This is a genomic window from Erwinia sp. V90_4 (genome assembly GCF_029967685.1).
Taxonomy (GTDB): domain Bacteria; phylum Pseudomonadota; class Gammaproteobacteria; order Enterobacterales; family Enterobacteriaceae; genus Erwinia; species Erwinia aphidicola.
Genome location: NZ_JASCAQ010000059.1, coordinates 17,799 through 43,736 on the forward strand (window position 1 = coordinate 17,799; position 25,938 = coordinate 43,736).

Annotated in this window: 23 protein-coding genes and 1 riboswitch; of the genes, 8 read left to right on the top strand and 15 right to left on the bottom strand. The window is 58.5% G+C overall.

All coding sequences use genetic code 11. The features are described from left to right. Positions 1-6 precede the first annotated feature (6 nt). On the top strand, positions 7-753 hold the full coding sequence (locus QLG07_RS17365; RefSeq protein ID WP_048916662.1) for an SDR family NAD(P)-dependent oxidoreductase: 747 nt from the start codon (positions 7-9) through the stop codon (positions 751-753). Positions 754-808: 55 nt separating this feature from the next. Here the strand turns inward: QLG07_RS17365 and dusC are convergent, their stop codons facing one another. The 3 genes from dusC to QLG07_RS17380 all read right to left on the bottom strand — a co-directional run bounded on the left by dusC (position 809) and on the right by QLG07_RS17380 (position 3,920). Then, on the bottom strand, positions 809-1,753 hold the full coding sequence (dusC, locus tag QLG07_RS17370; protein ID WP_282469773.1) for a tRNA dihydrouridine(16) synthase DusC: 945 nt from the start codon (positions 1,751-1,753) through the stop codon (positions 809-811). Between the two features lie 55 nt (positions 1,754-1,808). Continuing rightward, the gene (gene rhlE / locus QLG07_RS17375; RefSeq protein ID WP_099754966.1) at positions 1,809-3,236 is read right to left on the bottom strand and encodes an ATP-dependent RNA helicase RhlE; all 1,428 of its coding nucleotides are present in this window, start codon (positions 3,234-3,236) and stop codon (positions 1,809-1,811) included. 294 nt (positions 3,237-3,530) lie between these two features. Beyond that, on the bottom strand, positions 3,531-3,920 hold the full coding sequence (locus QLG07_RS17380) for a YbhQ family protein (protein WP_048916665.1): 390 nt from the start codon (positions 3,918-3,920) through the stop codon (positions 3,531-3,533). A gap of 186 nt (positions 3,921-4,106) precedes the next feature. On the opposite strand from QLG07_RS17380, the gene QLG07_RS17385 reads away from it, so the two are divergent. Genes QLG07_RS17385 through QLG07_RS17395 form a run of 3 tightly spaced genes read left to right on the top strand, consistent with a single transcriptional unit; the run spans position 4,107 to position 7,056 of the window. Beyond that, on the top strand, positions 4,107-4,868 hold the full coding sequence (locus QLG07_RS17385; RefSeq protein ID WP_048916666.1) for an endonuclease/exonuclease/phosphatase family protein: 762 nt from the start codon (positions 4,107-4,109) through the stop codon (positions 4,866-4,868). Continuing rightward, positions 4,865-6,106, top strand: coding sequence for a cardiolipin synthase ClsB (gene clsB, locus QLG07_RS17390; RefSeq protein ID WP_048916667.1), 1,242 nt, complete (start codon positions 4,865-4,867; stop codon positions 6,104-6,106). Before QLG07_RS17385 ends, clsB begins: the two co-directional genes overlap by 4 nt. Beyond that, positions 6,106-7,056, top strand: a complete 951-nt coding sequence (locus QLG07_RS17395; RefSeq protein WP_048916668.1) for a lysylphosphatidylglycerol synthase domain-containing protein — start codon at positions 6,106-6,108, stop codon at positions 7,054-7,056. Before clsB ends, QLG07_RS17395 begins: the two co-directional genes overlap by 1 nt. Positions 7,057-7,129: 73 nt before the next feature. Here QLG07_RS17395 and QLG07_RS17400 read toward each other — a convergent pair whose 3' ends face one another. Next, positions 7,130-7,840, bottom strand: a complete 711-nt coding sequence (locus QLG07_RS17400) for a Bax inhibitor-1/YccA family protein (RefSeq protein WP_048916669.1) — start codon at positions 7,838-7,840, stop codon at positions 7,130-7,132. 2,044 nt (positions 7,841-9,884) lie between these two features. Between QLG07_RS17400 and QLG07_RS17405 the strand changes: the two genes are divergently transcribed. After that, on the top strand, positions 9,885-11,831 hold the full coding sequence (locus tag QLG07_RS17405; protein ID WP_048916672.1) for a methyl-accepting chemotaxis protein: 1,947 nt from the start codon (positions 9,885-9,887) through the stop codon (positions 11,829-11,831). Positions 11,832-12,024: 193 nt separating this feature from the next. On the opposite strand, the gene QLG07_RS17410 is transcribed toward QLG07_RS17405, so the two are convergent. The 6 genes from QLG07_RS17410 to moaA form a co-directional block, all read right to left on the bottom strand. Beyond that, positions 12,025-13,116, bottom strand: coding sequence for a DUF1615 domain-containing protein (locus tag QLG07_RS17410; protein ID WP_282469774.1), 1,092 nt, complete (start codon positions 13,114-13,116; stop codon positions 12,025-12,027). A gap of 35 nt (positions 13,117-13,151) precedes the next feature. Next, entirely contained in the window at positions 13,152-13,607 is a 456-nt protein-coding gene (moaE, locus tag QLG07_RS17415; protein WP_048916674.1) for a molybdopterin synthase catalytic subunit MoaE, read from the bottom strand. Position 13,608: 1 nt separating this feature from the next. Continuing rightward, positions 13,609-13,854 (bottom strand): molybdopterin synthase sulfur carrier subunit, encoded by a 246-nt coding sequence (moaD, locus tag QLG07_RS17420; protein WP_048916675.1) that lies wholly within the window; start codon positions 13,852-13,854, stop codon positions 13,609-13,611. Further along, entirely contained in the window at positions 13,847-14,332 is a 486-nt protein-coding gene (gene moaC / locus QLG07_RS17425) for a cyclic pyranopterin monophosphate synthase MoaC (protein ID WP_187498531.1), read from the bottom strand. The genes moaD and moaC overlap by 8 nt, the downstream gene beginning before the upstream one ends. Beyond that, positions 14,333-14,848, bottom strand: a complete 516-nt coding sequence (gene moaB, locus QLG07_RS17430) for a molybdenum cofactor biosynthesis protein B (RefSeq protein ID WP_048916677.1) — start codon at positions 14,846-14,848, stop codon at positions 14,333-14,335. Between the two features lie 15 nt (positions 14,849-14,863). Beyond that, positions 14,864-15,850, bottom strand: a complete 987-nt coding sequence (gene moaA / locus QLG07_RS17435) for a GTP 3',8-cyclase MoaA (RefSeq protein WP_191149934.1) — start codon at positions 15,848-15,850, stop codon at positions 14,864-14,866. Then, positions 15,840-15,975, bottom strand: a riboswitch (molybdenum cofactor riboswitch). Its footprint overlaps the gene before it by 11 nt. A gap of 165 nt (positions 15,976-16,140) precedes the next feature. Between moaA and yvcK the strand changes: the two genes are divergently transcribed. Next, a complete protein-coding gene (gene yvcK, locus QLG07_RS17440; protein ID WP_048916679.1) occupies positions 16,141-17,049 on the top strand; it encodes a uridine diphosphate-N-acetylglucosamine-binding protein YvcK in 909 nt (302 codons plus the stop codon). A 133-nt stretch (positions 17,050-17,182) separates the two neighbouring features. Here yvcK and uvrB read toward each other — a convergent pair whose 3' ends face one another. Beyond that, a complete protein-coding gene (gene uvrB, locus QLG07_RS17445; RefSeq protein WP_048916680.1) occupies positions 17,183-19,207 on the bottom strand; it encodes an excinuclease ABC subunit UvrB in 2,025 nt (674 codons plus the stop codon). A 946-nt stretch (positions 19,208-20,153) separates the two neighbouring features. On the opposite strand from uvrB, the gene QLG07_RS17450 reads away from it, so the two are divergent. Further along, positions 20,154-20,870 (top strand): ATP-binding cassette domain-containing protein, encoded by a 717-nt coding sequence (locus QLG07_RS17450; protein ID WP_048916681.1) that lies wholly within the window; start codon positions 20,154-20,156, stop codon positions 20,868-20,870. A 102-nt stretch (positions 20,871-20,972) separates the two neighbouring features. Here QLG07_RS17450 and bioD read toward each other — a convergent pair whose 3' ends face one another. The 4 genes from bioD to bioB are packed head-to-tail and all read right to left on the bottom strand — an operon-like array spanning position 20,973 to position 24,561. Beyond that, entirely contained in the window at positions 20,973-21,644 is a 672-nt protein-coding gene (gene bioD / locus QLG07_RS17455) for a dethiobiotin synthase (protein ID WP_282469775.1), read from the bottom strand. Next, positions 21,637-22,395, bottom strand: coding sequence for a malonyl-ACP O-methyltransferase BioC (gene bioC / locus QLG07_RS17460; RefSeq protein ID WP_282469776.1), 759 nt, complete (start codon positions 22,393-22,395; stop codon positions 21,637-21,639). Before bioC ends, bioD begins: the two co-directional genes overlap by 8 nt. Next, positions 22,376-23,530, bottom strand: a complete 1,155-nt coding sequence (bioF, locus tag QLG07_RS17465) for an 8-amino-7-oxononanoate synthase (protein WP_282469777.1) — start codon at positions 23,528-23,530, stop codon at positions 22,376-22,378. Before bioF ends, bioC begins: the two co-directional genes overlap by 20 nt. Further along, positions 23,530-24,561, bottom strand: coding sequence for a biotin synthase BioB (bioB, locus tag QLG07_RS17470; RefSeq protein ID WP_048916685.1), 1,032 nt, complete (start codon positions 24,559-24,561; stop codon positions 23,530-23,532). Before bioB ends, bioF begins: the two co-directional genes overlap by 1 nt. 89 nt (positions 24,562-24,650) lie before the next feature. On the opposite strand from bioB, the gene bioA reads away from it, so the two are divergent. Continuing rightward, positions 24,651-25,937, top strand: a complete 1,287-nt coding sequence (bioA, locus tag QLG07_RS17475) for an adenosylmethionine--8-amino-7-oxononanoate transaminase (protein ID WP_187497499.1) — start codon at positions 24,651-24,653, stop codon at positions 25,935-25,937. The last annotated feature ends 1 nt before the right edge of the window (position 25,938 follow it).

The window sequence follows — 25,938 nt, forward strand, 5'->3', positions numbered from 1 at the left end:
ATGACCATGAGATTCAGTACAAAAGTTGCGATTGTCACCGGGGGAGCCAGCGGTATTGGCGCGGCCACCGTCGCCCGACTGGCCGGGGAAGGCGCCGCCGTGATGGTCGCGGACCTCAACGAAGTTTCCGGCCGCGCCTTTGTTGCCCGCCTGGTGAAAGAGGGCCACAAGGCTGAGTTCTGCAAAATTGATGTGACCGATGCACGGCAAAATCGTCAGCTGATTGAACAGACCGTGGCGCACTTCGGTCGGCTGGATATTGTCTTTGCCAACGCCGGAATTGCCGCCGATGGCCCGGCGCACCTGCTGACGGTGGAGAAATGGCAGAAAACCATCGATATCAATCTGACCGCCGTATTTCTGATTAATCAGGCAGCGATCGCCTGGTGGCTTGAGCATAAGCAGCCGGGAATTATCGTTAACTGCGGCTCGATTCATAGCTGGGTCGGCAAGCACGGCGTCACCGCCTATGCCGCTTCAAAAGGTGGCGTAAAGCTGCTGACGCAAACGCTGGCTATCGACTATGCCGCGCGCGGTATTCGCGTCAACGCAGTCTGCCCGGGATATATCGATACGCCGCTGCTGTCCAAAGCCAGCGAGGAGGATAAAGACGCGTTGAAAAAACTGCACCCGATTGGCCGTCTCGGCCGCCCGGAGGAGGTCGCAGCGGTGGTGGCCTTCCTCGCCAGCCCCGACGCCTCATTTGTTAACGGCGCGGCGCTGCTGGTAGACGGCGGGTACGTGGCGCAATAGGCGCGGCAGGCCTTGCCGCTACGCTAGCGCGCACCGCAAACGCGCTGAGCTAACCTCAAATCGTTCGATTTTGCGCGTTAATCACCCGCGCAATATCCGCTGAGGTTGGCTGGGTGCGCACCTGCATAAACAGATCGGTGGCTTCCTCGTACTCTTTACGCAGATACCCGAGCCACTGCTTAATGCGCGCCATATGATACAGGCCGGTATCGCCCTGCTTCTCCAGCCGCACATATTTTCGCAGCAGCTCAACCACCTGCGGCCACGGCATGCGCGGCTCGTTGTATTTGATCATCCGGCTGAGATTCGGCACGTTGAGCGCGCCGCGCCCGATCATCACCGCATCACAGCCCGTTACCGCCATACAATCCTGCGCGCTCTGCCAGTCCCAGATCTCGCCGTTGGCGATCACCGGAATGCTGAGCCGCTGGCGGATCTCACCGATCGCCGCCCAGTTAATCGCCTCAGCGCGGTAACCGTCCTCTTTAGTACGACCGTGCACCACCAGTTCAGTGGCGCCGGCCTGCTGCACCGCATCGGCGATTTCGAAGCGCCGCGCGCCGGAATCCCAGCCCAGGCGCACTTTGACCGTGACCGGAAGGTGAGCCGGCACCGCCGCACGCATCGCTTTGGCCCCCTGGTAGATCAGCTCGGGATCTTTTAACAGCGTCGCCCCACCGCCGCTGCCGTTAACCGTTTTCGACGGGCAGCCGCAGTTAAGGTCAACGCCCCACGAGCCCATCTCCACCGCTCTGGCGGCATTTTCCGCCAGCCACTGCGGATGCTGGCCGAGCAGCTGAATACGCACCCGCGTGCCGGATGGCGTGCGGCTGTCATTGTCGAGCTCGGGGCAGAGACGCTGGAAGCACTTCTCCGGCAGCAGAGCATCCACTACGCGCAGAAATTCAGTAATGCAGAGGTCGTAATCGTTGACGTCGGTCAGCAGTTCACGCACCAGCGAATCGAGAACGCCTTCCATCGGGGCAAGTAATACGCGCATGGTAAACCTGTGGAGAGTAGAGAACAGGGGGAAGCGGGCGCCTCCCCCCGATTAATTAGCCGTTGTTACTTGGGGTAGAACGGCGTGGACGGGTTTTGTTGACGCGCGGTGCGCCAGCGTTACCGCCTTCCGGGCGTGCTGCACGGCCTGAACCGTTGCCCTGACGGCGCTCGCCGCCTGCACCCGCGCCATTGCCGCCGCCGTTACCGGAACGGTTGCCGCTGGCACTACGATCGCCACCGCTGCGCTGGCCGCCCTGAGCACCACGACCGCGTCCACCGCCGCCGCCTGCTCCGCCGCGCTGCTGCTGGCGACCGTTGATGATCGGCTCAGCTTTAATGCTCGGGTCCGGCTCATAGCCTTCAATCGCCATGCGCGGGATTTCACGCTTCAGCACGCGTTCAATGTCGCGCAGCAGCTTCAGTTCGTCCACGCACACCAGCGACAGGGCTTCGCCCACCGCGGCCGCACGGCCGGTACGACCAATGCGGTGCACGTAGTCTTCCGGTACGTTTGGCAGCTCGAAGTTCACCACGTGCGGCAGCTCTTCGATATCGATACCGCGCGCGGCGATATCAGTCGCCACCAGCACGCGGATCTTACCTTCTTTAAAGTCGCTCAATGCACGGGTACGCGCGCCCTGGCTCTTGTTGCCGTGGATCGCGGCGGCGGTGATGCCGTCTTTGTTCAGCTGCTCGGCCAGGTGGTTAGCGCCGTGCTTGGTGCGGGTAAATACCAGCACCTGCTGCCAGTTGTCGCGCCCGATCAGGAACGATAACAGCTCGCGCTTACGCTTCTTGTCGACCATATGAACGTGCTGCGTCACCTGCTCGGAAGCGGTGTTGCGGCGCGCCACGGAGACTTCTTCCGGGTTGTGCAGCAGTTTTTCCGCCAGGGTTTTGATCTCGTCAGAGAAAGTGGCTGAGAACAGCAGGTTCTGGCGTTTGGCAGGCAGTTTTGCCAGCACGCGACGGATATCGTGAATAAAGCCCATATCCAGCATGCGGTCGGCTTCATCCAGTACCAGAATTTCTACTTTGGACAGGTCGAGCGCGTTCTGATGCTCAAGGTCCAGCAGACGGCCAGGCGTTGCCACCAGCACGTCAACACCGCTACGCAGTTTCATCATCTGCGGGTTGATGCTGACGCCGCCGAACACCACCAGCGAGCGCAAGTCGAGGTATTTGCTGTATTCCTGCACGTTTTCGCCCACCTGAGCCGCCAGTTCGCGGGTTGGGGTGAGGATCAGGGCGCGCACCGGGCGGCGGCCTTTTGGGTGCGGGTTGTTGTTGCTGAGCAGCTGCAGCAGCGGCAGGGTGAAACCTGCGGTTTTACCGGTACCGGTCTGGGCGCTGGCCATCAGGTCACGTCCAGCCAGCACTACCGGGATTGCCTGGCGCTGAATTGGCGTCGGCTCGTTATAGCCCTGTTCAGTAACAGCGCGCAAAATATCGGCATTAAGGCCGAGAGAATCAAATGACATAAAGTTGACTGACTCCGGATCCGCCCTGACCGCGTAACGGTGTAGTTTCCAGGGGGAGAGTTGACGCCAGGATCATTCCTGACGCTTGAATGAGAGCACAAACCACGGTGCCTAAGGGGCGGATTATAACAGAACCCTACGCTCGACAGGGAGTTATTCTTACGCATCTTGTCCAAAAATGCGCTACAAGCGGTTACAGCGCGCCAGCGCACATCGCAGCGAAGGGGTCGGTAAGGAGAGGATGGCTGCAGCAGACGGGAAAACAAACGGGCCACCGAAGTGGCCCGTGTGGGATTAACGTGGACGCTGGCGCGGTTGTACCCGCTCTTTAACCAGCAGCGAGACCAGCGCAGGTCCCGCCAGCATCACCACCCCGACTGCGCCAAGCAGCAGGTTGTTATGGATTACCCGTGACAGCACCAGCAGCACCAGCATTGCGGCACCGAAGTAATAGGTGGTGGTCACATCTTCAAGGAAATCGCCAATACGCCGCAGACGCGGCAGACGCTGGGTGAGCAGCATGGCGGCAAACACGCTGGCATACAGCGCCAGTAAAATTGTGCTCACCTGCAACAGTGCCTGATGTTTCCACCCCCACACCAGCGCGGCGATCAGCAGCAGGTGCAGTGCGATATGTACGCAGGTTTGTCCAGTGACAATCTGAATACGATTAGACCATTTCATGCTCTTCTCCTGGCAGACCTTACGTGAAACAGGTCGCCCATGCGGTTACTGACACCGGCCAGTAACGACGTCCTCAGACTAACGTAGTTTTCGGATAATACTGCAAATAAACGCGTTTCCCGCCACACATTTGTGACAAAGACTACACTTTACCCTTCACAAGTTAAGACGAAGAGTGTCATCAGTATGTCACAAAAAACGCAAGGATTTTCATTTAAAGTCCTGACGATTAACACTCACATGGGTTTCAACGCCTTTAACCGGCGTTTTATTCTGCCTGAACTCCGCGATGCGGTGCGGGCAACCGGGGCTGATATTGTGCTGTTGCAGGAGGTGATGGGCAGCCACGATCTGCACAAGCTGCGCGTGGATAACTGGCCAGAAACGCCGCATTACGAGTTCCTCGCCGATACCATGTGGCGCGACTTTGCCTATGGCCGTAATGCAGTTTATCCAGAGGGGCACCATGGTAATGCGGTGCTGTCGCGCCTGCCCATCCTCGAGCATCACAACCGCGATATCTCGGTCGCAGGCACGGAAAAGCGCGGTATCCTGCACTGTCGTATTGCGGTGCCGGACAGCGACCTCACTCTGCACGTGCTGTGCGTGCACCTTGGTCTGCGCGAAGCACACCGGCAGGCCCAGCTCAAAATGCTGTGTCAGCTGGTGAATGAACTGCCGCCGGATGCCCCGGTGGTGATCGCCGGAGATTTTAACGACTGGCGCCTGCGCGCGAATGCCATTCTTGAGCGCGGAGCCGGGATGGAAGAGGTCTTCAGCCGCAAAAATGGGCGCCCGGCGCGCACCTTCCCCGCCCGCTTTCCGCTACTGCGCCTTGACCGTATCTACGTCAAAAATGCCGCTGTCAGCCATCCACAAACTATTCCGCTACGCCCATGGTCGCATCTCTCCGACCATGCGCCGCTGGCGGTGGAGATCCACCTATGAACCAGTGGCAAGAAGGTAATCAGATCAGGCTGCTGGAAAATGGCGAGGAATTTTTCCCGCGCGTTTTCGGGGCAATTCAGCGCGCCCAGCATAGCCTGCTGTTGGAAACATTTATCCTGTTTAACGATGATGTCGGCCAGGCCCTGCACGCCGAACTGCTGGCGGCAGCCCAGCGCGGGGTCAAGATTGAGATGATGGTCGACGGCTACGGCTCCCCGGACCTGCCGGACGAATTTGTCCACAGCCTCACCTCGCTCGGCGTGCGCTTCCTCTATTACGATCCGCGCCCGCTGGTCCTTGGCATGCGCACCAACCTGTTTCGCCGCCTGCACCGCAAAATTGTGGTCGCCGATGGCGAGATCGCCTTTGTCGGCGGCATCAACTACTCGGCGGAGCATAACGCCAGCTACGGTCCGGAAGCGAAGCAGGATTATGCGGTGGAGGTTAAAGGGCCCATCGTCGGCGATATTGCCGCCTACGTGCAGCAGCAGATGGGCAGCGAGCAGAAAATCCGTCGCTGGTGGGGACAGCGCTCGCACCGCCCGGCACATAACGCCAGGCCGGGCAACGCGCAGGCGCTGCTGGTGTATCGCGACAATCATGAGCACCGCGATGACATCGAGCAGCACTACATCGACATGCTGAAGAGTGCGCAGCAGGACGTCATTATCGCCAACGCCTACTTCTTCCCCGGCTATCGCCTGCTGCGCGAAATGCGCAACGCGGCGCGGCGCGGCGTGCGCGTACGGCTGATCGTGCAGGGCAAGCCGGATATGCCGATCGTCAAGGTCGGCGCCGAGCTGCTGTATAACTACCTGGTGGAGGGCGGCGTGGAGGTTTACGAGTACTGCCGCCGCCCGCTGCACGCCAAAATCGCGGTGCAGGATCAACAGTGGTCAACCGTCGGTTCCAGCAATCTCGACCCGCTCAGCCTGTCGCTCAATCTGGAAGCGAATCTGATGATTCACGATCGCGACTTTAACCAGTGCGTGCGTGACAACCTGGAGGGGCTGCTGGCGGCCGACTGCCAGCGCGTGCAGGAGAGCCAGCTGCCGAAACGCAACTGGTGGCAGCTGGGCAAAGGCGTGCTGGTCTTCCACTTTCTGCGTCATTTCCCGGCGATTGCCGGCTGGCTGCCCGCCCACACGCCGAAGCTGGCGCAGGTACCGCCCCCGGCCCAGCCGGAGATGGAAACCCAGGACAGGGTCGAGACCCCCAACGAAGGAGTTAAACCCTGATGGCTAAAGCGCATACTCTCTGGAGCCGGGCGAAGAAGGTTCTGACCTGGCTGTTCTTTATCGCGGTAATCGTATTGCTGGTGGTCTATGCCCGCCAGGTGAACTGGGCCGACGTCTGGGATGTGGTGGTCAACTACAATCGCGTCGCGATCCTGGGGGCCGTGGCGCTGGTGGTGGTCAGCTACCTCACCTACGGCGTGTACGATCTGATTGGCCGCGCCTACTGCGGGCACAAGCTGGCGAAACGCCAGGTGATGCTGGTGTCGTTTATCTGCTACGCCTTTAACCTGACGCTCAGCACCTGGGTCGGCGGCGTGGCGATGCGCTATCGCCTCTACTCGCGGCTCGGCCTTGGCGGCAGCACCATTACGCGCATCTTCTCCCTGAGCATTGCGACTAACTGGCTGGGCTATGTTCTGGTCGCCGGGATTGTGTTCAGCGCAGCGATGGTGCGGGTGCCGGACGGCTGGTTTATTGGTGCCGGAACCCTGCGGGTGATAGGCATCTGCCTGCTGGCGTTTGTCGCGGTTTATCTGGCGCTGTGCGCCTTTTCCAAACGCCGCCGCTGGACCATCAAGGGGCAGAAGCTGGCGCTGCCGTCGCTGCGCATGGCGCTGATCCAGTTCGCGGTTTCCAGCGCTAACTGGCTGGTGATGGGGGCGATTATCTGGCTGCTGCTGATGCAAAAGGTCGATTTCCCGCAGGTGCTGGGGGTGTTGCTCATCAGCAGTATTGCCGGGGTGATTATTCATATTCCTGCCGGGATTGGCGTGCTGGAAGCGGTGTTCCTGGCGCTGCTGCGCGGAGAACCCATCTCACACGGCGCGATTATCGCCGCGCTGCTGGCCTATCGGGTACTCTATTTTATCGCCCCGCTGCTGCTGGCGCTGGTGATGTATCTGTGGCTGGAGGGTCGGGCGAAGACGTTGAGAGCGAAGAATTTAGCGTAAACGTGGGGCGACCGAATAAAGGTCGCCCATTACAGCACGTTGGGGCGGCCCCTTTTTCGGTCCGCCCTTCGCGTCAACGGCGGTTGCCGAAGATACGCAGCAGCATCAGGAACAGGTTGATAAAGTCGAGATACAGCGTCAGCGCACCCATAATCGAGTAGCGGCGCAGGTTCTCCTTGTCATCAACGTTGATCCCTTCACCGATGTTTTTCAGCTTCTGGGTGTCATAGGCGGTCAGACCGACAAACACCACCACGCCAATATAGGTCACTGCCCACATCAGCGCGCTGCTTTTCAGCCAGATATTCACCAGTGACGCCAGCACGATGCCGATCAGCGCCATAAACAGCATGCTGCCCATTCCGCTCAAATCGCGTTTTGTGGTGTAACCCCACAGGCTCATCGCGCCAAACATCCCGCCGGTAACCAGGAAGGTGCTGGCAATAGAAGAGTAGGTATAGACGAGGAAAATACTCGCCATGGTCAGCCCGGTTAGCGCTGAATAGAGCATAAACAGGCCGGTTGCAGCGGCTCCGCTCAGCTTGTGCACCATGCCGGACAGCACAAACACCAGCCCCAGCTGCACGATAATCAGGCCGAAGAAGGTGATGCGATTGGCGAATACCAGCTCCATCACCGCCGGCGTATTCGCCGCGAACCAGGAAACAAACGCCGTTAACAGCAAGCCACAGGTCATCCAGCCGTAAACCTGCGCCATATAGACGGACAGGCCCGCGCTGGCACGCTGGACAATGGTATCGTTGGATCGTGGATATCGGTCCATGATGCTCCCCTTAATAGATGGATGAAAAGTGAGTTAAACCTCAAACAAGTCTGGCACATACCGCCCCGCCTGCGCCAGCCCGAAAGCGCGCGGATTTGTTGCTGATTGCGGCGCGATTGAGTTTAGCACTTCATCATGTGTCATTATTGGTGGGTAAATTCACCGAGGAGCTGTTGCTGGCTTTACTGCTAACCGCCTGCGGGAGAGGTAGTCCGCGTCATGACGACAGAAATCTGTTTTCTGGGAATAAAATATTAACCGTTTTTTTCCATGGTGTTGCTGACAGTGAGGAGCGCTAAAAATTAATGTTTAGGCCGATAATTTATCATTTTTCTTGAACAGCAAGCCTAAATCACAGGTAAAGGGACGGCTAAGTATATAAAAATGAGCCATATTTTTGCACCCAATTTTACCTAACGCAGACAGCTTGTGTGAACTCACCGTTTTGCAATTTATATTAAATTTATTACTTATTATCCCTGATCCACTCCCTGTTATAAACTCATGTAAAACATCAAACTCCCTCTTGGTCAGAAACTTCCTCACCTTTCTTTTGGGCGTGGGTTCGAATCTGTATGAAAACTACAATCCGCACAACTTATTTAGCAGGTGAACGATTTCCTTTCGATTAACTTTCAATGTATTAGGGTACAAAATATCAGTAAGAAGCTCCTGAAAAACCCCGCAAGTAATCATTATCATTCTCGCATGGTTATTTATTATCTCGGTCATTGATGTTTTAACGCTAAACGTACATGTCTGCCAGGAAAGGAGATCCAGAAGAACAATATCCGCCTCATTGACCTCACTACCGATAAAACTTTCGAGATTTAAACACTCCACCCTACGATTCAGCGCGGGTAAAAACCCAACCCCCGCACAGAGGAATGTATCGTCAGAGATCAGTAGAATATTCCTAAATTTCATACTGCAGATTTTATTTAACATAGCAACCTCTACCTGTCAGGTAAAAATACTCCCTTGATTAAAACTATACTCAAACTTAATTTTTTTTCAAACTATAGACATTGGGCACTTTTGGTATTAAACATCTTTCTGACGGAATATTCTTACTAAAGACGACATAAGAGAGAGCGTGTAAAATGTTACAACTATTACTTTTATTCACCTTACCTTTAATCATATTTTTCAGCATTTTATATCACTATCAAACCAAAAAAAGGAGGAAAATTTACTATAGAAATCATAACAATAAAGAGCTTGCACATATTAAAGGGCGAAGAACAAAGATTTTTTTGACGCTTATAAAGAGACTTATTGGAAAGAAATAGCCAGTTAATACCCACACCCTACCCGCTATTAAAATCTGGGGTTATGCGTTGAAATCTTGCAAAGGGGGCAATGCCCCCGCTATTAGGAGATAAACTATTTTTTTATTTTTAGGATTTTCACCAAGAAAAAATCGGCATGGTAGAGGCCAGGGTACAGATCGATACTGAATATTCCTAAATCAAGTTTTCCCGAAGCGAAAAAAACTATCAAGAAAAATAGAGTACAGCCTCGCAAGCAATGATACCGTACGGAATAGCGTTAAAATAACCAATAAGCATCACGCCTTAACCTCTCCCGGTTTCCTGATGCTATCCGCTACATTCACCTGATTGATATAACGAGAGCACATTGTCTTATTCATGCGCTATTTATTACCCACCTGAACTTTACTTCCTACTTAACACCTGACCTTGCCAATAGGAAAATAATGGACTCGGGGGAAGTCATTCGACACCCAAAGCTGGATCGTATTGATTGCCAGGGCTTTTGCCGATCTTCAGCGCTAAATTACAGCGCAAAATCACCCGCTGGGCAGCCACAACTGGCGCTTATCGCTTAACTGACGCAGGGCAAAGTGTGTTGATTATCCGAGGTCGTGACTGACAGGCAGAGTTTTATCTCACGCCGAATTTATCCAATAAATCCATCTGCCGGATAAAGATTGCTCAATGACTGCCGATAGACTGAGCAAAGGAGGTTGCAAAACAGGAAGTGACTAACGGGTACATTTTGCCACATCGGGGAAGGTCACATGCAGAGTCAGACAGTAGCAAAAAAGAGAATGAGCACCCGCACGCTGATGCTGCTCACTGGGGTATTGACAATCACCCTGGGTTTCAGCCTCACCATTGGCTTGCTGAGCTGGCAGTCGAGCCAGCAGCAGAAAAAGCTGGCGGAAGATTATCTCGGGCAGATCGCCCAGAGCCAGGCGCTATCGGTGCAGAAAGAGCTGGAGTATGCGCGCACCGTCGCAGCCGCCATGGGCCAGAGCCTGATTGCCCTACCCGCCGCGGGCATCACTGACCGCGCTCAGGCGGAACAGATTATGGTTTATGCGCTGAAGATGAACCCCAGCTATCTGTCGATGTCGGCGGTTCTCGAACCCAATGTTTTAGATGGACGCGATGCGGAGTTCGCCAGCCAGCCTGGTTCGCCGCCGGGGGGGCGCTTCTCGCGCTATGTCGATCGGGATAAAGCGGGTGCCTATCAAAGCCATCTGATGGGGACATTTCTTACCCCGGGTGATGGCGACTACTATCTGGTACCACGCAAGCTGGAACGCGACACGCTGGCCGAACCTTACAGCTTCGCCTATGAAGGCGTCCCCACCCTGCTGACCTCCGTTTCGGCGGTGATTTTTGATGATGGCAAGGTGAAAGCCGTGACCACCTCCGATATTTCACTCGCCTCGCTGCAGGAAAAAGTGAGTAAAATCAAACCGTGGCAAGGCGCAGGCTATGCCATGCTGCTCTCCACCGCCGGCAAAGTGGTTTCCAGCCCAAACAAGGACGATGCCGGTAAGCCCTATAAAGGCGAAACCGACAAGTTCAGCAGCCAGATAATCCAGCGCTACGACCCGGTTTTGGGTGAGGATGTGCTGCAAACCTGGCGTCCGATCACCGTTGGCAACAGCCAGGCTTCATGGTATCTCGGCGTTGCCGCGCCGGTGAAGCTGGTGATGGCCGCGGCGAACCGCCAGCTGATGTATGCGCTGATAATGGCGGTAATCAGTATTGTGGTGGTGTGCGGCGTGCTGGGGCTGGTGTTCAGCCGCAAAGTGGCGAAACCGATCGGCGGGGAGCCGCGTCAGGCGGCGGATATTGCGCTGGCGGTGGCAGAGGGCGATCTCAGCGCCACTATCCCGGTGAAAGAGAACGATAAGCAGAGTATTTTCTTCGCCATGCAGACCATGCAGCACCAGCTGCGCAATATGGTGGGTGAGATTATCTCCGCCAGCGACTCGGTACGTCAGGGGGCGGAAGAGATCGCCAGCGGCAACCTTGACCTCGCTTCACGCACCGAGCAACAGGCTGCGGCGCTGGAAGAGACGGCAGCCAGCATGGAGCAGTTAACCGCCACGGTGAAGCACAATGCTGATAATGCCCACCAGGCAACGGCGCTGACGGATAACGCTACCGACATCGCCCGGCGCGGCGAGCAGCTGGTGTCGCAGGTGGTGCAGATTATGCAGCAGATTGATGAGAGCTCGCAGAAGATTGGTGCTATCACCAGCATTATCAACGGCATTGCCTTCCAGACCAATATTCTGGCGCTGAACGCGGCGGTTGAAGCAGCACGCGCCGGGGAGCAGGGGCGCGGCTTTGCGGTGGTGGCGGCGGAAGTGCGCAGCCTGGCACAGCGCAGCGCCAATGCGGTGAAGGATATCTCCGCGCTGATCGCCGAATCGACCCAGCGCGTCGACCACGGGGTGGATCTGGTGCAGAGCGCCGGGAAAACCATGCAGGAGATGACGCAGGCGGTAAACTCGGTGAAGACCATTATCGGCGAGATTGTGCATGCCTCCGATGAACAGTCGCAGGGCATCGGTCAGGTGACGGTCGCGGTCAATCAGATGGATGGCGCAACGCAGCAGAACTCCGCGCTGGTGCAGCAGATGTCGGCCGCCGCCGCATCGCTGGAGGATCAGGCGAAGACGCTGGCGCAGACCGTGCAGCTGTTTAAGCTGGAAACGGCGTAACGGGGATCGAGGGCCGACCAGAAAAGCGGTCGGCCCCTACAACAGAGCGTAACCGTAAGGGCCGACCAGAAAAGCGGTCGGCCCCTACACCAGAGCGTAACCGTAGGGGCCGATCATCTTTTTCGATCGGCCCGTCAACCCGGCTGTAATCGCAGGGGCCGATCATCCTTTTCGATCGGCCCGTTACAGCAGATTACTGACGGCTGATACAGCTCTGATAACGCGTATTCACGCGCTGGGCAAACCAGGCGGTGGTCAGATTACGGGTAATTTTCGGGCTTTCCAGCTTGATGCCCGGCAGCACTTCACGCGGTAATCTTTTACCGGCGTCTTTATCCGCCAGCGCGAATACCGACTTGTACAGGTCGGTTTTCTCGAAGTCGATGCTCTCCCCTTTCTCCAGCGCCCGGCGGATCGCCCGCTCGCTGAAGTCCAGACGCTTGCCGAGGGTGCGTACCGCTTTCTCGGTTGAGCCTGCACTGTCGGACCCGTAGTTGATCAGGTCACCATCCAGCGCCAGATTGATGCCGCTCAGCCGGGATACCGCCGCCTGGAATGCGGCGTTACGGCTGGCATACCAGCCCGCGTTGAAGTCGGCAAAGCGATACAGCGGCGCAGTATAATTGGCCGGATAGCCCAGCAGATGCAGGGTGCCGAACCACATCCCACCGCGTCGGCTGAAGACTTCGCGCCGGATCGAGCCGTCAACCTGATACGGGTAGCCTTTACTGTGCGCTTCGGCAAAGGCAATGCTGACCTGCATCGGGCCGCCGGTGTGGATCGGGTTGAGATTGCCAAACAGCTTCTGCCCCATCGGCACCATATCGATAAAATCATCGAAGATCGCGCTCAGCTCTTTTTCACTGGAGACATGATCGAGGCGATCGGCATAGCTTTTGCCGTTGGGGGATTTGATCAGCAGCGCGGTGCGCACCAGGAATGATGGGATATGCAGCTGCCCTGCGCGGCGGTCAATCTCGCCCCAGGCGATTTTCGGCAGGCCGGCCACATTGGCATCGGCGCTGAAGTTGGACTCCTGCCCGGTAACGGCGATCACCGCGCACAGATTGCTGACCGAAGGGTCAATCTCCTGGCCGTTGAAGGCGACATAGATATCGCTGGCCCAGCCCTGGCGATCGCTGACGCCGGGCGGTAACAGCCGGGCGATCTGGGCTTTCACATCGGTCGGGCGCGCGGCAGGCGTGGTTTTCGACGTCGGGTTACTACAGCCCGCCAGCACCAGCAGGGCCAGCGGCGCGAGGTGTCTCAAAGAGAAACGGCTCATGAAGATCCTTAGCCAAAGAAAAGACGCAGTGTACCCTATTTTTCCCAGCGTGCGGCGGCGTCGCGGTCGCTCTGTTTAGCCTCGACCCAGCGCTCCCCGTCTGGCGTGGCTTCACGCTTCCAGAACGGCGCACGGGTTTTCAGCCGATCCATGATAAATTCCGCCGCGTCAAAGGCGGCACCACGGTGCGCGCCACTGACCCCCACCAGCACGATCTCATCGCCCGGGAACAGTTCACCCACGCGATGGATGACGGTGACGCGCTGCATTGGCCAGCGGCGGCGCGCCTCGGCTACGATCTCCGCCAGCGCTTTTTCGGTCATGCCCGGATAGTGTTCGAGGGCCAGGGCACTGACGTTATCACCAAGGTTGTGATTGCGCACTTTGCCGGTAAAGGTCACCACCGCCCCATCTTCATCGCAGGCGGCCAGCCACTGATACTCGTCGGCCATATTAAATGGTTCGCTGCCAACCCGAATTCGCGTCTCCATCTCAGCCCCCGGTGACCGGCGGGAAGAAGGCGACTTCATCCCCGGCGCGCAGCGGATGCGCCATCGGCACCAGCGTCTGATTAACCGCCGCCAGCAGCTTGCCGGACTCCAGCGCCAGCGCCCAGCGATCGCCCTTCTGCGCCAGCTCGCTGCGCAGGGCTTCTACGCTGGTAAATTCGGCGGGCAGTTCAAGGCTGGCGGTGCCAACCAGCTCGCGCACCTGGGCAAAAAACAGCACGTTAATCATGGCTCACCGCCTGAAAATCACCGGATTTCCCACCGCTCTTACTCAGCAGGCGGCACTGTTCGATGGTGATATCTTTCTGCACCGCTTTGCACATGTCGTAGATGGTCAGCGCGGCAACGGAGGCCGCGGTCAGCGCTTCCATCTCCACGCCGGTTTTCCCGGTCAGGCGGCACAGCGACTCGATGCGCACGCGGTTGTGCTGCGGCTGGGCTTCCAGCGACACTTCCACCTTGCTCAGCAGCAGCGGGTGGCAGAGCGGGATCAGCTCCCAGGTGCGTTTTGCCGCCTGGATGCCGGCAATGCGCGCCGTGGCAAAGACGTCACCCTTATGGTGGCTGCCGTCGATAATCATCTGCAGCGTCTCCGGGTGCATCACCACGAACGCTTCTGCCCGCGCTTCACGCACGGTTTCCTGTTTGGTGGAAACGTCCACCATATGCGCCTCACCGGCGGCATTAATATGAGTTAACTGAGACATTTACGGCTTCTTCACATGCGAAACAAAATTACACGGGCGAGTTCGGGCATCCAGCTGTGGCTGAATTATGCGCTCCCACGCCAGCTGACAGGCGCTGGTGGAACCGGGCACGGCGAGGATCAGCGTCTGATTGGCGACGCCAGCCACCGCGCGCGACTGGATGGTGGAGGTGCCAATATCCTCCCAGGAGATCATGCGGAACAGCTCGCCAAATCCTTCCACTTCACGATCGAACAGCGGCAGCAGCGCTTCCGGGGTGCTGTTTTTCTCATTAAAACCGGTACCGCCGTTGATCAGCACCACCTGCACATCCCTGCTGGCGATCCAGCTGGAGACCACGGCGCGAATACGGTAGCGGTTATCGGGCACGATGGCATGGTCAAGCACCTGATGCCCGGCCTCGATCGCGGCCTCCCGCAGATAGCTGCCGGAGCTGTCGCTCTCCGCCGTATGGCGGTCGGAGACGGTCAGCACCGCCACGTTAAGGGGGGTAAAATCCGTCGATGTTTTGCTCATAATCAAGTCCTTAGCTTAACCGCCGATAAATGAGAGATTCTGCGTGATGCCGGTATTGCCCTGGTGCAGGAAGTGGGTTTGCTTTTTGCTGGTCAGACTGCTGGCGATACGCGCCTGCAGTTCCGCCTGCTGGCTGTCATCCGCCAGCAGATCTCTGAGCGGTACGCCGCTCTCACCAAACAGGCAGAGATGCAGATTGCCAATCGCCGACACGCGCAGGCGGTTACAGCTGGCACAGAAGTCCTTTTCATACGGCATAATCAGGCCAATTTCACCCTGATAGTCGGCATGCCGGAATACCTGCGCCGGGCCGTCACTGCGCGCGCGCGCCTGACGCACCCAGCCCTGCTGCAGCAGCTGGTCGCGGATCACTTCGCCAGAAACGTGATGTTTGCGGAACAGCGCCCCGCCGTCACCGGTTTCCATCAGCTCAATAAAACGCAGCTGGATCGGGCGCGTGCGCACCCAGGCAAGAAAGGTATCCAGGCTGTGGTGATTCACGTCGCGCATCAGCACGGTATTGACCTTCACCTTGCTGAACCCGGCGTCAAAAGCGGCATCGATACCGCGCATCACCTGATGAAATTTGTCCTGGCCGGTAATGGCGTGGAACTGGCGCGCATCAAGGCTGTCGATACTGACGTTGAGTGCGGTCAGCCCGGCAGCCCGCCACTCGGCAACATCGCGCTGCAGGCGATAGCCGTTAGTGGTCACCGCCAGCTGGCGAATAGAGGGGTTGTCGCGCACCGCCGCAATGATGTCCGTAAAGTCACGGCGCATTGAAGGCTCGCCGCCGGTCAGGCGCACTTTTTCGGTGCCCGCAGCGGCGAACGCCCGCGTGACGCGACGGATTTCATCCAGCGACAGGAAGCTTTTGTTCTGAATACCCTGTGGTTTATAACCGTCAGGCAGACAGTATGTGCAACGGAAGTTGCATACATCGGTGATCGACAGACGCAGGTAATAGAACCTGCGGTCGAAACTATCAGCAAATTGTGGCACCAGAACACCTTTCCAAAGAGGGGAGATGCAGTCATTTCTTTCTGCACCCTGGCAACTCGGGGTTGCGGCCAGGAGACCGTATCCAGCAGGACTTAGGTATCAGGGCTTAAGTGTGATTTACCGGACATCGGTAAACCATGGTTTAAAAATTTTAGCGCTTCTGACTACGCGATACCAGAACAGAGTTTCGCTATATACTTTGAGATATAACGTTTTTTCCCGGCATTTTAACACCCGTTTAGCGTAAAATAGCTTTTATCAACGTTTCAACCATGATGATGACAATAACTATGCGCAATCGCACTTTAGCTGACCTCGACCGCGTGGTGGCATTAGGCGGCGGGCACGGCCTGGGTCGTGTGATGTCCGCACTTTCTCCGCTGGGTTCCCGCCTTACCGGCATTGTGACCACCACGGATAATGGCGGCTCCACCGGGCGCATTCGCCGCTCGGAAGGCGGTATTGCCTGGGGTGATATGCGTAACTGCCTTAACCAGCTGATCGCCGAGCCGAGCGTGGCCTCGGCAATGTTTGAGTATCGCTTTGCCGGTAACGGCGAGCTGGCCGGCCATAATCTCGGCAACCTGATGCTGAAGGCGCTCGATCATCTCAGCGTGCGCCCGTTTGAGGCGATAAACCTGATCCGCAATCTGCTGAAGGTGGATGCGTTTCTTATCCCGATGTCAGAGCAGCCCGTCGACCTGGTGGCGCTGGATAGCGAGGGTCACCTGGTTTATGGCGAGACTGAAATTGACCAGCTGACCCAGCCGCCGCAGGAGTTAATGCTCTCCCCTGCCGTCAGCGCCACGCGTGAAGCGGTAGAAGCGATTGGCGAAGCCGACCTGATCCTGATTGGCCCCGGCAGTTTCTATACCAGCCTGATGCCGGTGCTGCTGCTGCCGGAAATCGCCCAGGCGCTGCGCCGTACCCCGGCGACGATGGTGTTTATTGGCAATCTCGGTAAAGAGCTCAGCCCGGCAGCAGCACAGCTGACGGTGGTGGATAAGCTGGCGATGATGGAGAAGGCGATCGGTAAACGGGTGATTGATGCGCTGGTGCTGGGGCCGAAGGTTGACAGCAGCCATCTGAGCGACCGCATGGTGATTCAGGAGCCGCTGGAGGCCGGAGATATTCCCTATCGCCACGACCGCCAGCTGCTGCGCCTGGCGCTGGAGCACGCGGTGCAGGCGATGGTATAGGCCATTTCGAAACGACGCGCCATCGCGTAGGGGCGAGGCATGCCTCGCCCGAACTGAACCGGGTCAGGCATGCCTCGCCCGAACAGCAACAGGGTCAGGCTTGCCTGACCCCTACGAAAATCAGCCCAGCCTGTTACGATGCGGCGATAAACAGCTCGCGCACCTGGTGCAGCTGGTCACGCACCTGGGCGGCCTCTTCAAACTCCAGATTCTGCGCGTGCTGCTGCATCTGCGCTTCCAGCTGGTGAATGCGCTTCTGCAGCCCGGCTGGCGACAGATCGACATAGGTCGCATCATCTTCCACCAGGCTCTTACCTTTCATATTGCGCGGCTTAGCTTTGTTCTTCGCCAGCCCCTGGCCCAGCTCAAGAATATCGGCAATTTTCTTGTTCAGCCCCTGCGGTACAATGCCGTTCTCCTTGTTGTACTGCTCCTGTTTCTCGCGGCGACGCTCGGTTTCGCCTATAGCGCGCTCCATCGACGGGGTGATCTTATCACCGTAGAGAATCGCTTTACCGTTGAGGTTACGTGCGGCGCGGCCAATGGTCTGGATCAGCGAGCGTTCGGAGCGCAGGAAGCCCTCTTTATCGGCATCGAGGATTGCCACCAGCGACACTTCCGGCATATCCAGCCCTTCTCGCAGCAGGTTAATCCCCACCAGCACGTCAAATTTACCGAGGCGCAAATCGCGAATGATCTCAACACGCTCAACGGTATCAATATCCGAGTGCAGATAGCGCACGCGCTCGCCGTGCTCCGTCAGGTATTCGGTTAAATCTTCCGCCATGCGTTTGGTCAGCACCGTGACCAGCACGCGCTCGTTAATCTGCACGCGCTTGCGGATCTCCGACAGCAGGTCATCCACCTGGGTACCCACCGGGCGCACTTCGACAATCGGGTCGAGCAGGCCGGTTGGGCGCACCACCTGGTCAATCACATCGCCGCCGGATTTCTCCAGCTCATAATTGCCCGGCGTAGCGGAGACGTAAATAGTCTGCGGCGCCAGCGCCTCAAACTCTTCAAACTTCATCGGGCGGTTGTCCAGCGCCGACGGCAGGCGGAAGCCATACTCGACCAGCGTCTCTTTGCGCGAGCGGTCGCCTTTGTACATCCCGCCAATCTGCGGAATAGTGACGTGGGATTCGTCAATCACCAGCAGACCATCGGCAGGCAGGTAGTCAAACAGCGTGGGCGGTGCTTCGCCAGGACCGCGCCCGGAGAGGTAGCGCGAGTAGTTTTCGATACCGGAGCAGTAGCCCAGCTCGTTCATCATTTCGAGGTCAAACTGGGTGCGCTGGCTGATGCGCTGCTCTTCCAGCAGCTTGTTGTTTTCCAGCAGCACCTTTTTGCGCTCCGCCAGTTCAACTTTAATCTCTTCCATCGCCTGCACAATGCGCTCACGCGGCGTGACGTAGTGCGTTTTCGGGTAGATGGTGTAGCGCGGGATCACCGACTCAATCTGACCGGTCAGCGGGTCGAAAATTGAGAGCCGCTCAACCTCTTCATCAAACAGCTCCACGCGCAGCGCGTAGTCGTCCGACTCTGCCGGGAAGATGTCTATCACCTCTCCGCGCACGCGGAACGTTCCGCGCTGGAATGCCTGGTCGTTACGCGTGTACTGCAGCTCCGCCAGGCGGCGCAGGATGGCGCGCTGGTCAATCACCATACCGCGCGTCAGGTGCAGCATCATTTTGAGGTAGAGGTCAGGGTCGCCAAGGCCGTAAATCGCAGAAACGGAGGAGACCACGATAACGTCGCGCCGCTCCAGCAGGGCTTTAGTGGCGGAAAGACGCATTTGCTCGATATGTTCGTTAACCGAGGCATCTTTCTCAATAAAGGTGTCGGAGCTGGGCACATAGGCTTCCGGCTGGTAGTAGTCGTAATACGAGACGAAGTATTCCACGGCGTTATCAGGGAAAAACTCTTTCATCTCGCCGTACAGCTGCGCCGCCAGCGTCTTGTTAGGGGCCAGCACCATGGTCGGGCGGTTCAGGTCGGCAATCACGTTGGCGACGGTGAAGGTTTTACCGGATCCGGTCACGCCCAGCAGCGTCTGATGGGCAAGACCATCTTCCAGCCCCTCTTCAAGGCGTCGAATCGCCTCAGGCTGATCGCCAGATGGTTTGAAATCGGAGTTGAGTTTAAAGACTTTGCTCATTGAAGGGCTACCTGAAAAATGAAGTGCGCGAACCGGACTGTAATTCTACTCTGCCCTGACGATTTTGCCAGCAAAAAAGACTGGATAAAATTACAGTTGTTTTGCATGATGCATCAGAAGAGAGCCCGTCTGCACTTTTGCCGCCCGTTGCGCAAACGAATGCGCAAAACAGGCGTCGAGGTTATCCCCAAATGCTTTACGCTTTTAACATTTGTCAATAGCCTGCTGACAAATCTGACCCGGCGCTTATCAGGAATATTCCAGTGGCTTGATTTTAATTAACTAATTGATTTTAATCATTTATATAAAGAAGCCGAGTTTCGCACCAACCCGTGCGCAAGCCGCGTCCGCTCTCGCCTTGCGCGGGTTTTCACACTCTAATGCACAAGGTTATCCACAGGAATGGTGGATAACTGTTTTCAGCGCTTGAGGCGTCTGATGTGTATAAATCGTCCCCACGCTGCGATCGACCCGCCAAATATTTTTTTTTGCTTTATTTTTACCCCCGCCAGCGGGGATTTCGCCAGGCATTGGCCATGTTATGCACCGCGCATTCAATCAGCCGGGCACGTTTTATTCTCCCCGCCTGACTCTCACTGCCATTTCGCGTGGCAGCTGCACCATAAATGATTAACCCGCGGCACTGGTCCGGTGCAGCACGCTGCTTACTGCAGGAAATTGTTTAGCCGCGCTGACCAATAACTGCGGATGAATGTTATCAGTTTGTCTCTTTTTTTACTTTTTTCCGCCGTTCACCACCTCTGGCCCACTAATTGCAAGTACTCACTGGTTAGTCCATACCGCCTCACGCTTGCAGCTTGCATAACACCAGAGCGAGGAGCACAAAACCGCGGGTACTTCATAGCGAGATACCGGACTGTTTGCCAGACGACAAAGAGCGGGAGCAATACAGGTGCGATCGAAAACTGTCTGAAGGAGAGTGCAGATGCTCAGCTTACGTTCTATTAATCAATTTTATGGGCAGAACCACATATTGTGGGATGTTGATCTCGATCTGCCACCTGGCACCTGTACCGGCATCCTCGGGCAGCCCGGCATGGGAAAAACCACGCTGGTCAACTGCATCATGGGGCATTTGCCGATTAACAGCGGCTCGATGATCTGGCAGGAAGATAACGGCCCACCGCAGGACCTGCTGCTGCAGCCGGTGGAAAAACGCGCCTCGCTGGGGATAGGCTATGTTCCGCAGGGGCGACACATCTTTTCGCAGATGAGTATTGAAGAGAACCTGCAAATCGCCCTGCTGGCCGGTGCCGGTATGGAACGCCACCGGGCTATCCCCCAGATGGTGTATGACCTGTTCCCGGCGCTCTATTCGCTGCGTCATCAGCGCAGCGGCGAGCTGCCGATCGACCAGCAGCAGCAGCTGGCGCTGGCGCGTGCGCTGGTACTGCAGCCGAAGCTGCTGATTTTGGATGAGCCGACCGAAGGCATGTCGCCCTGGCTGGAAGAGGAGATGGGCAACCTGATCCATCGCCTGAATCATGATTTCGGGATGACCATTTTGCTGCTGGAGCAGCGCCTGTCGTTTATTCGCCGCGTGGCTGACTACTTCCTGCTGCTGCACCGCGGGCGCAACGTGGCGCACGGCACGGTGGCACAGCTGGATGAGAGCATGGTGAATACCTGGCTGACGGTGTGAGGTTTGCGGGGCGGTGTGAAGTTTGCGGGGCGGTGTGAAGTTTGCGGGACGGGCATGCCCGTCCCCTACGATGTGCGTAGGGGGCAGGCATGCCTGACCCGTTTACGGCAAGGTAATAAACCGCCCCACCTCATCAAACCCCTCTCCACCCGGCAGATGCGGGATCTCGCCCAGCAGCGGTGCCGGGATCGTGCGGGTTAACGTCGCCATATACTCCTGGTGACGTTTACCCGCAGGCAGCACGCCGTTGGCAATCCAACCCGCCAGCTGCAGCCCGCTGGCCTGAATCGCCTGCGCGGTGAGTAAGGCGTGATTAATACAGCCCAGCTTAACACCCACCACCAGAATCACCGGCAGCTGCTCCTGCACCACCCAGTCGGCAAAGGTCAGACTTTCCGACAGCGGCGTGAACCAGCCACCGGCCCCTTCGGTCAGCACCCAGTCAGCCTGTTGTGCAACCGTCTCCAGCCCGGCAGAGAGCTGGCGGGCGCTGATCGGGCGCTGCTCTTCGGCGCTGACAATATGCGGCGAGGTCGGCTCGATAAACGCCAGCGGGTTGACCTGCTGATACGGCAGCCAGACGCTGGCAGTGCGCTGCAGCGCCAGCGCATCACTGTTGCGCACGCCCTGAGGCGTCACCTCACAGCCGGAGGCCACCGGCTTGTAGCCTGCACAGCGCCATCCCGCGGCTTTCGCCGCCTGCAACAGTGCACAGCTGGCCACTGTCTTCCCCACTTCCGTATCCGTACCGGTGACAAACCAGCGCTTACTCACACTCAATCACTCCTGATACCAGTTGATAACTCAGCAGGCAGCCGCGTTCATCGCGCGGCCAGACCTGCTCCAGCCGCTGCAGCGCGCCACGGCTCAACGCCAGCGCATCGCGCCCCTGATGCAGATGGGTGGCGCCGATGCCCTTCAGGGAACGCAGCGCGCTGAGCACGTCCGCAAACGCCAGCGTCAGGGGATAGCACTCGAGCGACAGCCGCATGCCGCGGGCCGCCTCTGCAATCATCTCTGGCGTGGCAAAGCGGTTGACCGGCGCACAGCGCCCCAGCTGCTGCCAGGCTTGCTGCAGCTCACTCAGCGACCCGGCGAGCAGCGTGGAAAACAGCACCTGCCCGCCGGGGCGCGTGACGCGCTGCAGCTCGCGCAGCGCCTGCGGCAGCGAACTGCACCACTGCACCGCCAGGTTGCTCCAGCTGCGGTCAAAGTGGTTATCGGCAAACGGCAGCGCCTCAATGTCGCCCAGCTGATAATGGTGCGCAGCCTGCGCGGCAGCGGCCTGACGCAGCATATCCGCGGAGAGATCCAGCGCGGTGACGGCATGCCCGTTTTCACGCCAGCGCTGGCTGAACCAGCCAGTGCCGCAGCCGGCATCCAGCACCTCCAGCTCCTGCCCGGGGCGCGCCAGCTGCATCAGGCGTTCTCCGCACTGGCGCTGTAGCTCCGCATGCTGGTTATAGCTGTGCGCGGCCCGGCCAAACGCCGCCGCCACCGCCTGTTTATTGACCATTTGCAGCATGCAGCACCTCCAGCAGGGCATCGATATCGGAATCGTGGTGCGCCGCGCTGAGGGTGATGCGCAGCCGTGAGGTGCCGGGCGGTACGGTCGGCGGGCGGATGGCACTCACCCAGCAGCCCGCCGCGCGTAGCCTTTGTGCCAGCGCGAGGGCTGCCTGCTCATCGCCGACCATCAGCGGTTGGATGGCGCTGTCCGATGCGGCCAGCTTCCAGCGCAAGCCGCTGGCGTGCTGGCGAAAATAGCCAATATTATCCCTCAGCCTTTGCCGCTGCTCATCGCCCTGCTGCACGCAGACCAGTGCCGCCTGCAACGCACAGATCTGCGCTGGCGGCATGGCAGTGCTGTAGATCAGGTGACGGGCAAACTGCAGCAGATATTCCGCGGTGGCGTCATCGCACAGCAGCGCCGCGCCGCTGACGCCAAAAGCTTTGCCAAAGGTGACGATCAGCAGCTGCGGTTTCACCCCCTGCTGCCAGCAGCTGCCGCGCCCCTGTTCGCCGCAGACGCCAATACCGTGCGCATCATCCACCAGCAGCCAGCTGTTGTGCCGCTGAGCCAGCTGCTGCAGCGCCGCCAGCGGGGCGCGGTCGCCATCCATGCTGAACAGCCCTTCGGTGACCACCAGCGTCTCCCCACTGCCCGCCGTGGCCAGCAGGGAAGCCAGCGCGGGCGGCTGATTGTGGCTAAAACGGCGCAGCGTGGCCGGGCAGAGGCTGGCGGCTTCCAGCAGCGAGGCGTGGCACAGCTTATCGGCAAAGATACGATCGTCTTTGGCCATCATCGCGCTAATCACCGCCTGGTTAGCGGCAAAGCCGGAGATAAACAGCAGCGCGCGCGAGTAGCTCAGCCACTCTGCCAGCTGCTGCTCAAACTCCGCCTGCGGGGCGCGATAGCCGGTAACGTGCGCTGAACCGCCCGCGCCCACGCCATAGCGGGCCGCGCCCTGCTGCCAGGCGGCCACAATGCGCGCATCGTGGCTCAGCCCGAGGTAGTCGTTGGCAGAGAAATTGCGGTAATCATGGCCGTCGACCCGCAGGCTGCGCGCATCGGCGTATTCGTTCACCTGCCGCTGGCGATACTGGCCGTGCAGGCGGCGGGTTTCCAGCGCCTGCTTCATTCGCTGTGACCAGGCCATTATCGTGCCGCGTTGTAAAACAGGTCGTTATCGGCCGTCATCAGCTGCGCCGCCAGCGCCTGCTGCTGTTCGTTATCGCCGCGGTGGGTCTCCGTATGCTGCGGGTTGAGACCCAGCTTGCGGAACAGCAGCAGATCTTTGTCCTCCTCCGGGTTCGGCGTGGTGAGCAGCTTACAGCCGTAGAAGATCGAGTTGGCGCCGGCCATAAAGCACATCGCCTGAGTCTGTTCGCTCATCTGCTCGCGCCCGGCGGAGAGCCGCACATGGGAGCCAGGCATCATGATGCGCGCCACCGCGATGGTCCGCACAAAATCAAACGGATCGACGTCATCGTTATCCGCCAGCGGCGTACCTTTCACCTTGACCAGCATGTTGATCGGCACGCTCTCCGGCGGGGTGGGCAGGTTCGCCAGCTGTACCAGTAGCCCGGCGCGGTCGCTGACCGTTTCGCCCAATCCGACAATGCCGCCGGAGCAGACTTTAATCCCGGCATCGCGCACCTTGCCCAGCGTATCCAGGCGCTCCTGGTAGCTGCGCGTGGTGATAATGCTGCCGTAGAATTCCGGCGAGGTGTCAAGGTTATGGTTATAGAAATCCAGCCCGGCATCGGCCAGTCGCTGCGCCTGCTGCTCGCTCAGCGACCCCAGCGTCATGCAGGTTTCCAGCCCCATCGCTTTCACGCCCTGCACCATCTTTTCCAGATACGGCATATCGCGCTCGTGCGGATTTTTCCACGCCGCCCCCATGCAGAAACGGCCGGAGCCGGCGGCCTTGGCCTTGCGCGCCGAGATCAGCACCTCCTCCACTTCCATCAGGCGCTCGGACTCCAGCCCGGTTTTGTAGCGCGCGCTCTGCGGACAGTATTTGCAGTCCTCAGGACAGGCGCCGGTTTTGATCGACAGCAGCGTACTGACCTGCACCTGGCGCGGGTCGAAATGCTGGCGGTGTACCTGCTGCGCCTCAAACATCAGTTCGAGAAAGGGTTTTTCAAACAGCGCCTGCGCCTGAGAAATAGTCCAACGATGTGCCATTGCTTGCTCCAAAAAAGTCTGTCATTTGTCTTCACGGCCTGGTTATACTTGTAAACTAAATATTTTATTTTTGGTTTACAAGTGATTTTATGACCCCAGCCGATCTTGCCTTTGACCGTGACCACATCTGGCATCCGTACACCTCGATGTCCGCGCCGTTGCCCTGCTACCCGATCGTCGCCGCGCAGGAGACCTCGCTACAGCTGGCCGACGGGCGCCAGCTGGTCGACGGCATGTCGTCCTGGTGGGCGGCGATCCACGGTTATAACCATCCGCGCCTCAACCGGGCGCTGCAGGCGCAGATGGCGCAGATGTCACACGTGATGTTTGGCGGCATAACCCATCCGGCGGCGGTGGCGCTGTGCCGCAGGCTACTGGCCATGGTGCCGCAGAACTTGCAGTGCGTGTTTTTGGCGGATTCCGGCTCGGTGGCGGTGGAGGTGGCGATGAAAATGGCGCTGCAATACTGGCAGGCGCGCGGTGAAAAGCGGCAGCGGTTTCTCACCCTGCGCCACGGCTATCACGGCGATACCTTCGCGGCGATGTCGGTGTGCGACCCGCAAAACTCGATGCACAGCCTGTATCAGGGCTATCTGCCCGAGCATCTGTTTGCCCCGGCCCCGGCCTGCCGCTTTGACGATGAGTGGCAGGAGAGCGATGCCGATGCGCTGGAGCAGCTGATCGTGGCGCATCATCAGCAGATCGGCGCCGTCATCCTCGAACCGATCGTACAGGGCGCGGGCGGGATGCGCTTTTATCATCCGCGCTATCTGCAACGGGTGCGCGCGCTGTGCGACCGCTATTCGCTGCTGCTGATTGCCGATGAGATCGCCACCGGTTTTGGCCGCACCGGCAGGCTGTTTGCCTGTGAACACGCGCAGATCGCCCCGGATATTCTCTGCGTTGGAAAAGCGCTAACCGGCGGCTGCATGACGCTCTCCGCCACGCTGACCAGCCGCCATGTGGCCGATACCATCAGCCAGGGCACTGCCGGCTGCTTTATGCACGGGCCAACCTTTATGGGCAATCCGCTGGCCTGCGCGGTGGCCGCCGAAAGCCTGGCGATACTGCAGGAGAACCACTGGCCTGCTCAGGTCGCCGCAATTGAAAGCCAGCTGGCCGCCGCGCTGCTGCCGTTGCGCGACCACCCTGCCGTGGCGGACGTGCGGGTGCTGGGCGCGATTGGCGTGGTAGAGACGCAGCGACCGGTGAATATGGCGGCGATGCAGCAGTTCTTTGTCGAACAGGGCGTGTGGATCCGTCCGTTTGGTCGCCTGATCTACCTGATGCCGCCCTATATCATCTCCCCGGCGGCGCTGGCGCAGTTAACGCACGCCATCAGTGAAGCTATTGCTTATCCGGCCCTGTTTAATTAAT